Below are 13,392 nucleotides of genomic sequence, written 5' to 3'. Positions count from 1 at the left end.
CCTCGCTGGTGAGATCGGGAGCGCGCTGTTCAGTTGCGCGCCGGGAGGAGGTCTAGCAGGGCGTCGGACACCTGGCGAACCTGCTCGTCGGTCAGTGCCGGATAGGACGGCAAGGAAATGCCTCGCGCGGCGATGTCCTCGGCGACCGGGAACGGCCGGTCGGATCGGTACATCGGCAGCTGATGCGCGCAATAAAAGACCGGCCGGGTATCGATGCCGCGCGCCGACAGGCCAGCCATTATGGCATCCCGGTCGACGCCGCGCGGCAGCAACAGGGTGACCAGCCATTCGCTGCTCTGCACGTCCGCCCCGGTCTGCTGGAACTCCAGCCCTGCCGGAGAAAGCGCCTCACGATACATCGAGGCGATCTGGCGCTTGCGAGCGAGGATCGCATCGAGCCGTTCCATCTGCGCCGTCCCGATCGCCGCGCAGATGTTGGTCATGCGGTAGTTGAAACCGAGTTCGTCGTGCCAATAGCGGCGAGTCAGCGACTGGCCTTGGCCCTTCACTTTGCGCAGCCGGGCGGCGAGTCCTTCGTCCGAGGTGGTCACCGCGCCGCCTTCGCCCGTCGTCACGGTCTTGTTGCCGAAGAAGGAAAAGGTCGACACGTCCCCGTCGAGCCCGACATGGCGGCCGCCGACGGTGGTCCCCAGGACCTCCGCACAATCCTCGACTACTTTCAGGCCGCGCTCGCGGGCGATCGCGTAAAGCCTGGGATCACATACGCCGCTGTAGAGATGAACCGGCATGATCGCCTTCGTACGCGGCGTAATCAGCCGTTCGACGTCGTCGGGATCGAGCAGCCAATCGTGCGGCGACACATCGGCAAGCACGGGCGTCGCCCCAGTCTGCGCGATGGCATTGACGGAAGCGATGTAGGTAAAGGTCGGGACGATGACTTCGTCGCCCGGCCCGATGTCGAGGCAGTGGAGCGCGAGGTGCAGCGCGACCGTCCCATTGGCCAGCACGATGACGTGCGGCGTCCCGATCGCCTCGCGAAGCGCGCCCTCGAAGCGATCGATGTAGGGCCCGAGGCTGCTAATCCAGCTCGATCGAACCGCGTCGGCGACATAGCGCTCTTCGTTGCCGCTCAGGTCGGGCGTATAGACTGGAATCATCGCGGGCGAACTCATTTGAAAGCGAACCGATTTTCAGCGCTGCGCGGCTACCGGAAGGGGCAGCCGCTAGCAAGTTGGGGGAAGCCTATTCGGGGATGATCTCGCGGCTGATTTTGCGAATCTGGGCCAGCGCCATGATCATCAGGCCCGCGTTGCAATAGGCCATATACGCCATGTCGTAGTGCGCCCGGACCCGTGAGCCGAAGAAACCTTCACGCAGATATTCCACGCCATTGACCATCGGCAGATACAGGAACCAGCTTCGCGCCGGTTCCGGCCAGACATCGACCAGGAAGGCGGCTCCGGACAGCGGGAACAACAGGTACGATGTCGGGTGCCACAGCTTTTCGACCATCTCGTAGTTTTCGGACAGCGAACCCAGCAGCAGCGCGAGCGCCATTCCGAACCAGGCGATCATCACCCAGCCCCAGAAGACCTGCAGCACGTCTTCCGGCGGATCGATCATGCCGATTCCCATGAAAACGATCGTCAGCACGACGAAAGAGGTGGTCGCGCCGCCGACTTCGAGAAGCAGGCGCGCCCAATAGATGTCGATGACCTTGACGTTGCGGTGATACATCAGCGCCAGATTTGGCTCGACCGCGCTGATGCATCGGGTCGGCATGTTGCGCCACAACAGCACCGTAGAATAGCCGCTCAGCGCGAAGGCGGCGATCGGCAGGTCGGATCCGTGCATCGACTTGGTGATCGTCCACAGCGCGGTAACGCCGAGGGTAAAGATCATCGGCTCCACGAACATCCACATGAAGCCAATGTTGTGACGGCCAAAGCGGGTCAGGACCTCGCGCATCAACAGCGCATGGATCACCCGTCCTTCGACCTTTAGCGAATGCGCGAGGCTGGAAGCCGTGCCGGGCGCGCTTGGTGCTGGTGAATCCATTCAGTCTCTCAAATTCCTGGTTGCGGCCCTGCGCGCCGCGCGACGAAGAAGCTGTTCACATGCAGGCTCGACACATAATCGTAGCCGAACGCGTCCAGTCGGTCCCTGAGCAACTGAAGACCGACTTGTCCATGTTCGACGCAGATCACGTCGGGCAGTACCGTAGCGCCGCTCATCCCGTCGATGGCGGCAAGCTCATGGCCTTCGACGTCGAGCACCAGCAGGTCGACCCTGTCGCGCGACTGAATTGCCGCGATGTCCCGCCATGGGCGGGTCTCCACCAGATGCTCGGTGACAATCATCGCGCTGTTTTCGATTTCTTCCTCTTGGCGAGCCTGATGTTCGATCGACCCCCAGCCGAGAAAGCTCCCGTGCAGGTCGTCGCTCACGTGCCGAAAGATCGTCGTGCCCCAAGCGTCGGAGAGAGCAAGGTTGAGATTGATCGCATTTGGCCGGCGCTCGACGAGCAAGGGAAAGATCAACGGCGACGCTTCGATGTTGACCCCGGCCCAATCGAGCGATTCTTCAAAGAAGAGGCAGCTGCTTTCGAAGACGCCATCGAAGGCTCCGCATTCGACGAAGAAGCCTGGCTCGCTTCTGCCCCTGAAAAAGGTTTCGAACAGGTAGCGGTCGACCGGCGGGTCGAACTGGCCGTAAAAGCGCACCGGTTGTTTCCCGTCACTCTGCGGCAACGGCCCCCGCCCCATCGGTGAACAGCCGGCGCATCAGTTCCGCCAGGTGCGTTTCAAAATCGGCGCGGTTGATCGTGCCAACTCGGCGCGGCTTGGTCGGCTTGGCGTTCTGCTCCATCCAGCGAAGCTTGTTCGCCGCGTCCACCGGGTCGTGGGCGTCGAAGAAGGTGCTGCCGACTCCGAAGCTCTTATCGATAAACCGGATTTGGGGGTAATCGCTCGACGCTACGGGCGTGCCGACGCTGGACGCCTCGATGATCGAAAAAGTGCCGTTGTCGTAGATGACGTTGTGCCAAAGGAATTTGGCGTCGCGAAGAAGCGACAGGTAGGCCTGGTCGGACGTATAGCCGAGTACCTTGATATGACGGTTGTAATCCGTCCAATTCTCGACCTCCTTAAACACGCGCTGGTGGTAAGGCAGGACGTCGCTTGTTTTCTTTTTTCCTTTTTTCTTCTTCTTGTCACCGACTTGGATCACCGGCTTTTTGGGGATCAGCATGTCGGTCACCGGGCCGCACATCAGGCAGGTCAATTCGCCGCCCAGCCCCTCGTAATAATGGCGTAGCGCCCGCAGCGCATTGACGTGATTCTTGTGCGCGGCGGCGTTGGTCACCCACAGGAAATATTTCCCCGGTTCGACCGTGACCTGCGATTGCGACACCAGGTCGCGAACTTGGAAAGCCGACCGGTTCGCGCGGCCAGCGTCGCGTTCCTGCTGCTCGGCAACGTCCATCGCGAACATCGGGAACAGCATCGTACGGTCCGGCGCCACTCCGCCGTAATGAAGCACATCGTTGCGGGTCTGTTCGGTGGTTGAAAAAACGCAATTCGCAAGCTTCACCGAAGCGCGCTGGTGCCGGTCCATCTTCCACGGCGGCACGCTGTAGTCGCTGCCCTGATCGCTGTAGATCTCCGGCACGTAGCGCTGGATCATGTCCGCAATGTAGACGGCGAAGGGCTTGCGGCTGACGAACACGCCGCCAAGGAACAGTGCAGACAGCAGGATGTAGGCGTCGACCTCCCCGATCGTCCCGGTGTCGCCATAGGGAAGCGTGCGGGCAGGCGTAACGAGCGGAAGGTCGCCAAGGAACTGCGCCGCTTCGGCGCTGACGTAGCGTCGGTCGCCGGGGTCGACGAGGTCGTAGCCGATTTGTTCGACGACCACTTCGGGGTCGAGCAGGTAGCGCTCGGTGCAATCATATCCCGCCGGCACGCCGAGGATGACGCGAAATCGAATGCCGTCGACGTCGAGCGCATTGATCGCGTTGCACAGTGCCGCCGCGACCCTGAAGAACCCGCCCTTCCAGCCGTGCGGCATCACGACCATCACGGTCCGATTGCGAAAATCGGCGCTCGGCTTGGCGCGCGCGAAGATTCCGTCAGCCACGAGCACCGCTCCTCCGCCGCCCTTCGAGACCGGTCAGCAGTGCGAGGCGCACTTTGACTTGCGAATCATTGGCAAGCAGCTTGCCCGAAATTCGAAGCTCCGGCGAAACGCCCCCGCTCCAACTGAGCGAGGTCCAGGCGACGCGTTCGCCGAGCGCGGCGAAGCTTGGACTGGCTCCCGTCAGCTCAAGCGCATTACGCAGGTCGCGTGGCATCGGGGCCGCCTTGGCGAACGCCAGCCCGCGGCGGTCTCCGACGACGTAATCGGGGCCGTCCCAGGACCCAATCTCCGCCGTCAGCTCCAGGCTCTTGATCTGGTCGTCGTCCCCTTCCGCCGACGCGATCAGATATGACGTGCCGGGCGGATGGTCGGACGCCAGGTACGTGGCCCAGTGCATCACCGGAGCCCCGCCTGCGCCGACATCGTCGGTCTTAGGCTCGATATCCAGCCACATCCGAACCTGCAGCGCCACCTTCGCAACCTGGCGCGACGTGCGCTGGCTGTCCCGCGCTCGGCCGACCGCTTCGCGGAGGCGGTGGTAGAAATCCTGCGGGGTGTTGCGCCGTAACGATTGGAGAACCTGCTGCTGCGCCGTTAGGAACTCGGCATGGTTCGCGTCCACTTCCTTGATCTTGGTGATCAGTCCGGTGGGCGTGGCGTTGTAGAACACCCAAGGATGCAGCGCGGGATCGACGAAGTCGGCGTAGGCGCGGCTGAACGGCACCAGGCATGGCGTGCCGACAGCCACGGATTCGCTGAAGGTGAACGGCAAATTGCCCTCAAAGGTCGATGGATGGACCGTCATCCGGGCGAATTTGAAGAGCAGCGCGTGCGTGACATCGCTGACCTTCCCGACGCTCATGAAGTCGCCCAGCAGCAGCTCCTTGTTGAGGAACCGCTCGAGCGGCGTCTTGCCCTTCATGTCGGCCAGGGCGGTGGTGAACAGCGAGTAGGGGACGTAATGTTCGCGGATCAGCGCTGCGTGCGCCTGCGCCAGCCGAAGGAAGCCCTTATGCTCGCGGTTCTGCGAGGACACGAAGAGGTAAGGCACGCTTTCGAACGGATAGTGACAGATGTGATGGCCGAAGATTTCGGCATGCTCCGGGGAGCACCATTGTTTCAGCGTCCGCGCCAGTTCTGCGCGGATGTAGCTGCCGCCCGCCTGCGGATCGTCGGGGAAGCCGTCGAGTGCGCCGACCTCGTCGATCAGCGGGTTGATGATCAGCATCGATTGTTGCGGTTCGATGCCGCACGCCTCGCGCCCATGTTTCTCGCGGACATAGGGTGAGGTGAAAATGAAAAAGGCGCCCGCCTCGCGCAGGTCGCGAACGGTCCCGCGGAACCGGTTGAACATTTCCTGCGGATAGCTTTGCGGAAAGTCGGCCAACAGGAAGTCGTGAAACCACACGACCTTCGGCGCGGCCAGCAGCCGCGACCCGCCCCACATCGGGTTCGGGATCAGCCACGCATCGACGTCGAGGTCGTTGGCATAGGCCGCCTGCCGATCCGCTTCGTCTTCATAATGCTCCTCAGTCCGCCCACCAAAACCCTTCAGCTGGACTCGTTCGCGCACCTGGTCCGGCAAGCCGAGAAAGAAGTGTTCGATCTCTTCCTCGAAGCGCGCGGGCGCCACGAAGGAAAAGCGGGTGTCGGATCCCTGCGAGGACACCAGCATGCGCTTGATGACACGCCAGATCCCCTCATAGGCAGTGCCCAGATAGTCGACGCCCTGGATCCAGACGCCTAGGTGACGAAGCTCGGTATCGGCGTCCAACCCGGCGAGGGAACGGCCGACCCGCTGCGTATCGACCGGACCGGCGCGTCCTTCCGGCTCAAGGCCGGGCCCGTCGCTGTCGTGGATAGTTTCCATGCGGGTCCTCGCGGTTACGCCCGAGCGCAGGGCGCGCTCACGCGCCGCTCGCCGGCGGCTTTCGTCCACCGGCCGTGCCCGCGGGCAGCTTCGCCGCCGGCTTCCTGTTGGCGCGATCCTCAAGGCGCTTGATCGCTGCTTCGATGCGGATCAGCCGCCGGTTCATCTGCTGCGCCGCAGTCTCGACCCCGGCCAGCGTCGATTCGACCTGGCCCTGCCGATCGGCAAGCTCGGCCAGGCCGACGAGCCGTGCGCTGACCTGACGCCAACGTTGCTGGTCCTGCTGCCGGGTGGAATCTTCGGCGTAAACCGCTGCGCGTTGGTTACTGATCGCGCGCCGTTCACGGGCCGCGGGACCGTCGCCGCCATCGACGCCGAGGAAGCTTCTGATCCGGCCGAAAACCGACCTGGTCGACTTGCGGTACCGGTCGATGGCTTCGTCAAGGCCGGCGATCCCGTGCTCGCGGGCGCGGCCTTCGTCCGAATTGCGAAGACCGTCGAGGATCGCCAACTTTGGCGCGCCGTCACGGAGTTGGTTGAGGAAATGGACCCCGCCGTTGGGGTCTGGCTCGCGTCCCAGCAAGCTCCAGTAAGCGCGCTCGATGAAGGCCGTGTCCCAGAACGAACACAGCTCGTCGACGCTACGCACGGGCGGCGGCCGCACTCCCCGATCGGTCATCCTCGCGCACTCCTGCCTGCAACCCGGGCTCCGGGAATTCCACGCCCGACCGCTGCCGGCGCAACTGTTTTCAAAGGCACCGGGATCGCGGTCAAGGGCGCGCGCTGGGCGAGACAGCCGGGGACGATCAATTCGACCAACCCCACCGCCGCCTCATGCCACGTCGGCAAGGGACCCGGCACCACTCGAAACTCGCTGGCTTGCTGGGCGACTAGCCAGGCCGAGATGGCTTGCCCCAAATCCCGCGGCGTCGCTGCATCGAAAAAGGAAACGCCGGGCCGCGCAAGTTCGCGAAATACCGGAAGCTCGCGGGCCAGCACCGGGCGGCCGTGCGCCAGAGCTTCGACGATCGGCAACCCAAAGCCCTCGCCTTCGCTGGCGACCAGAAGCCCGGCTGAAGCTTCGTACAAACCTTGCAGGAATTCGTCGCTGGCGCCGTCCACCCAGCGGAATCGCGCTTCATCGCGGCCGAGCTGCCGCATGGCGCGCTGCAATGCGCTGGTCTGCCAACCCGGGCGACCGATGACCAGCAGTTGCGGGGCATTCGGGTCGTTCGCCCAGATATGCTGGAAAGCCGCGATTGCCTGGCCATGCCCTTTGCGCGGCTCGACCGTGCCGACCATCAGCACCGTCGGGCGCCGCGCCATCCAGTCAAGCAGTTCGGTTGCGTTACTGGGGAGCCCCCGGCTCGGCAGCGATGCGGCGATGTCGCAGCCCAGCTGCATCGTTACCGCGGGCACCTTGCGGCCCTTGCGGATACGCAGCCGGCGCTGCCACGAATCGAACTCGTCGGCAACCGATCGCGAGATAGCGATCACTCGGTCGGCGCGGCGCTCAGCAAGCTTTGCCCAGCGGCGGAAATTGCGGCGGATGCGGTGGGTGAACCACTGGCCGTGGGTCATCGGCAACATGTCGTACAACACCAGGTTCACCGAAACGCCATGCTCGCGCCACCGGGCGATTTGCCGTTCATGATGCGGCAGGATCGACGACGTAAAATCCAAGCCAAGGAAGATGTCGCCTTCGCCCGGCTCGACCGCCTCGCGCTCGTCCAGCTTCAGTGACCGCCCGGCCCCGCTTCGATTGAGCCAGTCGCTTGGCAGGTAGCGATAGGGCGTCGTCCGGTTGGCGGCCACCAGCCTGACCGAAATGCCGTCGATCGCCAGTCCCTGGATCGCCAGGACGGTTGCCCGCACGACTCGCTGGATCCCGGTTCTCGCGTCGCCACGGGCGATGTTGGATATATCGATCAAAAGCTCACGCACGTGATCGTTGCTCGGCCTGGCCGTTTCGGTCGGGTCCGTCTCGGCAACAATGCTCACTGCATTTGCTCGCCGTAATAATCGTAAGCGTCGCCGACGTTTTCGAAATGCTTCAGCTCGCCATGGGCGAGGACCGCGGCATGTTCGCAAAAGTCGCGGATGAAGCCGCGATCGTGGGACACGATGATCATCGTCCGGTCGCCGCGCTTCTCGAACAGCTCCCGACGGCACTTTTCGGTGAACCGCGCATCGCCGACGGCAACGATCTCGTCGATCAGGAAACAATCGAATTCGACGACCATCGAAATGGCGAAGGCAAGCCGCGCCCGCATGCCGGCGGAATAATGGCGCACAGGCTCCCGAAAATAGGTGCCGAGCTCCGAGAACTCCTCGACGAAATCGATCTTGTCTTCAGGCGTCGTCCCATAGACCCGGGCGATGAAGCGGAGATTGTCGAGGCCGGTCAGGCTGCTCTGGAAGGCGCCGCCAAACGCAAGCGGCCAGGAAACGCTCATCGTGCGTTCGACCTTGCCAGTAGTGGGCCGCTCGGCGCCGCTGATCAGTCGGATCATGGTCGACTTGCCGGCGCCGTTGCGGCCCAGGATCCCGACCTTTTCGCCGCGCCGCACTTCCAGGTTCACATCCCTGAAAATGGAAACGCGGCCCTTGCGGGTGTCGTAGGACTTGCTGACGTCGACAAGCCGGACGAACCCTTCCGGCGCCGGCGGCAGGCCAGCATCCGGCACGTCGCCCTGGTCGGTCGCGGCGGAAATTGGCGTGATTACGCTAATCCTGGTGCTCCCTCACTCCCGCCAGCAGCATCGACAGAATGCCCCAGGCCACGAGGCCGAGGATGAACGTGGCCAGGATGCCACGAAGTCGGCGCGGTTCAACTGGCTCGTCAGGAAGGTTCGGGCGGGAAATCCGTTCCACATAGGCCTGCTTGCGGCGCGCCTCGTTCTGCGCTTCCAACAGGGAGCTCATCGCTCCTGCAAGCTGCTTGTCCGCGAACTGGCTTTCCAGCGACAGACGCTGATATTGTGCCGTTGCGCCGGCAAGGGACCGCTGGCTGCCGGTGACCTTGCCCTGCTCCAGGCCGACTTGGCGCTGCAGGCTGGCGATCCGGGTCTCCAGCGATTCCACTTGCGGGTTGGCCGGGGCGTAGCGGCGCAACTCGGCCAGTTGCGTCCGGCTGGCGATCAGCTCGTCCTGGAGCTTCGACACCATCTGCAACTGTACCTCGGCCTGACGCTCAGGATCGACGATCCCGGACCGATTGCGGAACGATGCAAGGCGCGCCGCGGCGTCGCGGGATTCGGCCTTGGCCTGCGTGACCTCGCGTTGAGCAGACTCGATCAGGTCGCTCCGGCCGCGCTGGTTCAGCCGATTGACCGTCTGCTCCGCAATTTGCAGCAACCGCTCGTTGAAATGGTAGGAATCGCGCGGGTTGAACGCACGGACGGTGAGTTTGGCGATGGAATTGGAACTGTCGTACTTCACATCGACCTTGCCGCGGAAGTAATCGTACAGGTCTTCAAAGGATCCGCTGAAGCCAAGTGGATTGAAACGGTCGAATATCGAGATCGCTTGCGCACTGTAGGATTTGCGAAATTCATCGTTGGTGTTGATGGCGCGCAATGCGTCGCGCGACTTCAAGAAGTCCTGTGCCGCGAAAACCTCGTCATTGGCGTTGCTGAAGCCGGCGGTTTTCAGAAGCACGCCGAACCCGCCAGTCGACGGCTTGTCCGGGCTACGGACGACGAAGCTGGATTCGGACACGTAGACGTTGGACGCGAAGAAGCCGAAATAGATGATCGACGCCAGCGTCGGCAACGCCACCGTCAACAGGAACAATGGCGACAAACGCCTTCGCCGTTCAACCAACCAACGTACCATCAGTTATTGTTTACCTCGGATCGCGCAGAGTGCCCTGCCAGCAGACGCCGCTGCTCCTGCGCACATCTTCAAAATTTTGCAAATTGCCGAGCCGGCCTGCACTGGACTTGAACAAGGTCCTGCAGCGCCTCGCCGGACCCGCCCGAAAGCCGCACCGAAAGCCTAGGCGGCCATCGCCTCCATCGCCGACAGCAGCTTCTTGACTTCTTGCGAGCGGCCCCGAGGCATAACTAGCAAGCGCCCACCGGCAGCAACGATGATCAGGTCGCGAACGCCCAGCGCGGCCACCTGCACGCCATCGCTTCGGATGTAGCAGCTCTCGCAATCGATGGCGGTGATGGGCCCGACCGGCCCCCCGTTGCCAAGCATTGCGGCAAGCGCGTCCCAACTGCCGAGATCGGACCACCCTGGGGACATCGGCACGGCAGCAATGCGCGACGATCGCTCCATCACCGCAATGTCGATCGATTCACTCGGGCACAGCGACAGCAGATGCGCATCCGGCGTGATCCGGATTCCGTCGCGCTTGCCGGCATTGATTGCCTGCTGCGCTTTTTCGGCGATATCCGGCGCGACCTTGCTCGCTTCCTCAAGCAACGTGCCGACGCGAAACAGGAAGATTCCGGCGTTCCACAAATGCTCGCCGTCGGCGAACATCTGTTCAGCCCGCTCGAGGCGCGGCTTCTCCACGAACTGACGCACCTGTTTGACGCCCGTCGCGCCCGGCAAATCGTCACCCAGGTGAAGATAGCCGTAGCCGGTGTCTGGAGTCGTCGGGCGAATCCCGAACGTGACCAGGCGGCCGTCCCGCGCTGCCGCCTCGCCGGTGCGAATGGCTTCGTGAAATTCCTCGACATCCTCGATGACATGGTCGCTCGGCATCACCAGCAACAGTGCATCGTCGCCGTACATCTGCCCGGCGACCGCCGCGGCCATGACGATTGCCGGCGCGGTATTGCGTGCACACGGCTCCAGGATCAGGCGGGTGTTTTCGCCGTCCTTCAATACTTCCGCCTCACACAGATCGGCGTGCCGTTCGCTGCCGACTACGATCGGGGCTCGAAATCCGGCGCGGCCGCGCACCCGGTTCAGCGCCTCGCTGAACAGGCTCTTGCTGTTCACCAGCGGCAGGAATTGCTTCGGGGTCTCGCTGGTCGAAAACGGCCACAAGCGGCTGCCGCCGCCGCCGCTTAGGACGACTGGGACCACGTCAAGCCGGGTCCGCTGCGGCGTTTCGCTTCGCTCCGCAGGGTGCGTTAGCTCCGCGAGTGCCCCCGCTTCGCCTTCCGAACGTGCGTTGAAATCCATGGCTTTACCCGTTTTCCCGATCGTTGGCGGTGGCCCCTCTTAGTAGCCCCTACCTGAACGCAAATCTGCCCGCCTGATACTCCGCACCAAGTCATTGGTTCAAGCAAGGATTCGCAATGGCGAAGGAACCTCCGCCGTCCGCCGCTATAGTCCAAATGCGGTGACAGCGTGACTGCCAGAGTAAATATACTTGTCCAGACTGGACACTTCTCACGCATTCTTTCCGCAAGCTGATGCTATTGCTTGTGGGGACTAGTGAGCGATTAACGGAAATTGAACGGGAACCGTCTCGTGACTGTGAGTTGCTTTGATGCAACAGTTGCGTTCCAAATCGACGCAGCCGCGGGAACTCTCTCGCTCTCTCTGCGTCGTGAAGGCTGTCAAAGCGGTCTAGCAAGGCTGCGCGGACGGCTTAATTGGTTCGGTTGCACTTCCGAAACGGCCCATCGACTGTTATTTAGGGGTAGGAGGAACTTCCGAAAGTCCAAGGATAGAGTCTTACCGACAAACAAATCATCAAACAATTCTGCTAGTTAGTAGAAAGGGGTACAAATGAAGCGTACATTCACAGCCGCCGCCTCGGCGCTGGCACTCATCGCCGGACTGACCGCCACCCAGGCAAATGCTCAGGGCCTTCGCGGCATTCGCGCGGAAGCTCAGGTTGGCTACAGCCAGTTCCACTCGGAAGGGAACAAGGACGGTCACATCGGCTATGGCGCCGCTGCCGGCGTGGACTTCGACCTGGGCGGTTTCGTCCTCGGTGCCGAAGGCACGTTCTGGTGGGCTCCGGCCGAGAACAAGACCATCGACGGTCCTGGCCTTGCCGAGCACAAGACGTTTGAAGAGCTGGGTATTGCTGCCCGTGCCGGTGTGATGGCGACGCCGTCGACCCTGGTTTACGGCAAGCTCGGCTACGTCCGCAACGAGCAGCGCAAGCGGTTCACCCCGTTCAACCCGGGCACGACCGTGCTGAACTCGGCATTGCCGGGCGCGTATTATGAAAACTACAAGGTCAGCGGCTGGCAGTATGGTGCGGGCGTCGAGCAGATGCTCGGCGAAAACATCTACGCGAAGGTCGAAGGCCGCTATTCGGACTATAAGGACAAGGGCAACATTTCGGGCGGCACCCACACGGTGACCGGCCTCGTTGGCCTCGGCTTCCTGTTCGGTGGCGCCCGCGCTGAAGCGCCGGTGGTGATTGCCCCGGCTCCGGTCGTGGTGGCCCCGCCGCCCGCCCCGGCGACGCAGACCTGCCCCGACGGCTCGGTGATCATGGCGACGGACATTTGTCCGGCTCCGCCGCCGCCGCCGCCGCCGCCGGCCCCGGCTCCCGAGCGCGGCTAACGCCATCGCTTGGAATGGAGAGAGGGCGGGCTTCGGTCCGCCCTCTTTTTTTGTGCCTCGCGGGTGGCGCGTGGCGATCGGGCCAAGGCGCAGGTTGAGAAGTCGCAGGACAGGCGGCAAGGGTGATTGGATGGAGTGCAGCAAGCTCGACCGGCGTTATGTCGAGAAGCCGTGGGGACGAACGCAACTGCCGCCGATGTTCGGGCGGGACGCGGCGGCGGCCGGCGAGCGCGTCGGCGAAGTCTGGTTCACCGGCGGCAAGGACTTGCCGCTGCTCGCCAAATATCTGTTCACCAGCGAAGCGCTGTCGGTGCAGGTCCACCCCAACGACGCGCAGGCCCGCCAACAGGGCGGCGAGCGCGGCAAGGCGGAATGCTGGTACATCATCGATGCCGAACCGGGCGCCGCCATCGGCCTTGGGTTCAAGCGGCGCGTGTCGGCCGAGCAAGTGCGGGAAGCGGTCGCCGAAGGGTCGGTCGAGCAACTGCTGGATTTCCGGCCGGTCCGCAAAGGCGACTTCATTGTCGTCGCGCCGGGAACCGTCCATGCGATCGGCGCCGGCATCGCCTTGCTGGAGTTCCAGCAGAATTCCGACCTTACCTACCGGCTTTATGATTACGGTCGACCACGCGACCTGCACCTCGACCAAGCGCTGGCCGTCGCCTCGCTCGAGCCGTTCGCCGAGCCCGTCCGGCAAGCGCGGGGCGGGCATACCGACGTGCTTGCCGACGGCCCGGCGTTCACCGTTGCCGTCGGACCTGGAGACACATTGGCCGACCGGCGGCGCTGGATCCTGCCGCTGAACGGGGCCGTGCGCTGCGGCGACGTCATCGCCAAAGCCGGCGAATGCCTGCTCGCGGCGCCAGGCGCGCGGATCGAGGCAGACGATGCGCAGCTGCTGATCGGGGCAGAAGCCTGAACCACCAAGGCCGGCT

Annotated in this window: 12 protein-coding genes; 2 read left to right on the top strand and 10 right to left on the bottom strand. The window is 63.4% G+C overall.

Annotation, left to right across the window (positions count from 1 at the left end; all coding sequences use genetic code 11):
- Positions 1-29: 29 nt before the first annotated feature.
- The 10 genes from G7078_RS00710 to G7078_RS00665 form a co-directional block, all read right to left on the bottom strand.
- Positions 30-1,118, bottom strand: coding sequence for a DegT/DnrJ/EryC1/StrS family aminotransferase (locus G7078_RS00710; protein ID WP_166091979.1), 1,089 nt, complete (start codon positions 1,116-1,118; stop codon positions 30-32).
- A gap of 85 nt (positions 1,119-1,203) precedes the next feature.
- Positions 1,204-2,019: an ABC transporter permease gene (locus G7078_RS00705; RefSeq protein ID WP_166091977.1), complete on the bottom strand. Its 816-nt coding sequence runs from the start codon at positions 2,017-2,019 to the stop codon at positions 1,204-1,206.
- Positions 2,020-2,027: 8 nt separating this feature from the next.
- Positions 2,028-2,684 (bottom strand): FkbM family methyltransferase, encoded by a 657-nt coding sequence (locus G7078_RS00700; RefSeq protein WP_166091975.1) that lies wholly within the window; start codon positions 2,682-2,684, stop codon positions 2,028-2,030.
- A 13-nt stretch (positions 2,685-2,697) separates the two neighbouring features.
- Positions 2,698-4,098: a glycosyltransferase gene (locus G7078_RS00695; protein ID WP_166091973.1), complete on the bottom strand. Its 1,401-nt coding sequence runs from the start codon at positions 4,096-4,098 to the stop codon at positions 2,698-2,700.
- A complete protein-coding gene (locus G7078_RS00690) occupies positions 4,091-5,968 on the bottom strand; it encodes a glycosyltransferase family 4 protein (RefSeq protein ID WP_166091971.1) in 1,878 nt (625 codons plus the stop codon). The genes G7078_RS00695 and G7078_RS00690 overlap by 8 nt, the downstream gene beginning before the upstream one ends.
- A gap of 37 nt (positions 5,969-6,005) precedes the next feature.
- Positions 6,006-6,647: a DUF4214 domain-containing protein gene (locus tag G7078_RS00685; protein ID WP_166091969.1), complete on the bottom strand. Its 642-nt coding sequence runs from the start codon at positions 6,645-6,647 to the stop codon at positions 6,006-6,008.
- Positions 6,644-7,969 (bottom strand): glycosyltransferase family 4 protein, encoded by a 1,326-nt coding sequence (locus G7078_RS00680; protein ID WP_166091967.1) that lies wholly within the window; start codon positions 7,967-7,969, stop codon positions 6,644-6,646. Before G7078_RS00680 ends, G7078_RS00685 begins: the two co-directional genes overlap by 4 nt.
- On the bottom strand, positions 7,966-8,655 hold the full coding sequence (locus G7078_RS00675; protein ID WP_246166394.1) for an ABC transporter ATP-binding protein: 690 nt from the start codon (positions 8,653-8,655) through the stop codon (positions 7,966-7,968). The genes G7078_RS00680 and G7078_RS00675 overlap by 4 nt, the downstream gene beginning before the upstream one ends.
- Positions 8,656-8,695: 40 nt before the next feature.
- Entirely contained in the window at positions 8,696-9,805 is a 1,110-nt protein-coding gene (locus tag G7078_RS00670) for a KpsE/RkpR family capsule polysaccharide export protein (RefSeq protein ID WP_166091965.1), read from the bottom strand.
- A gap of 162 nt (positions 9,806-9,967) precedes the next feature.
- A complete protein-coding gene (locus G7078_RS00665; RefSeq protein WP_166091962.1) occupies positions 9,968-11,113 on the bottom strand; it encodes a mannose-1-phosphate guanylyltransferase in 1,146 nt (381 codons plus the stop codon).
- A gap of 552 nt (positions 11,114-11,665) precedes the next feature.
- Here G7078_RS00665 and G7078_RS00660 point away from each other — a divergent pair.
- Both G7078_RS00660 and G7078_RS00655 read left to right on the top strand, forming a co-directional pair.
- Positions 11,666-12,457: an outer membrane protein gene (locus G7078_RS00660; protein WP_166091959.1), complete on the top strand. Its 792-nt coding sequence runs from the start codon at positions 11,666-11,668 to the stop codon at positions 12,455-12,457.
- Between the two features lie 130 nt (positions 12,458-12,587).
- Positions 12,588-13,376, top strand: coding sequence for a type I phosphomannose isomerase catalytic subunit (locus G7078_RS00655; protein ID WP_166091957.1), 789 nt, complete (start codon positions 12,588-12,590; stop codon positions 13,374-13,376).
- Positions 13,377-13,392 lie beyond the last annotated feature (16 nt).

Source organism: Sphingomonas sinipercae, from assembly GCF_011302055.1.
In the GTDB taxonomy this organism is placed as follows: domain Bacteria; phylum Pseudomonadota; class Alphaproteobacteria; order Sphingomonadales; family Sphingomonadaceae; genus Sphingomicrobium; species Sphingomicrobium sinipercae.
The sequence above is the reverse complement of the archived record's forward strand: the minus strand, read 5'-3'. Positions and strand labels throughout refer to the sequence as shown.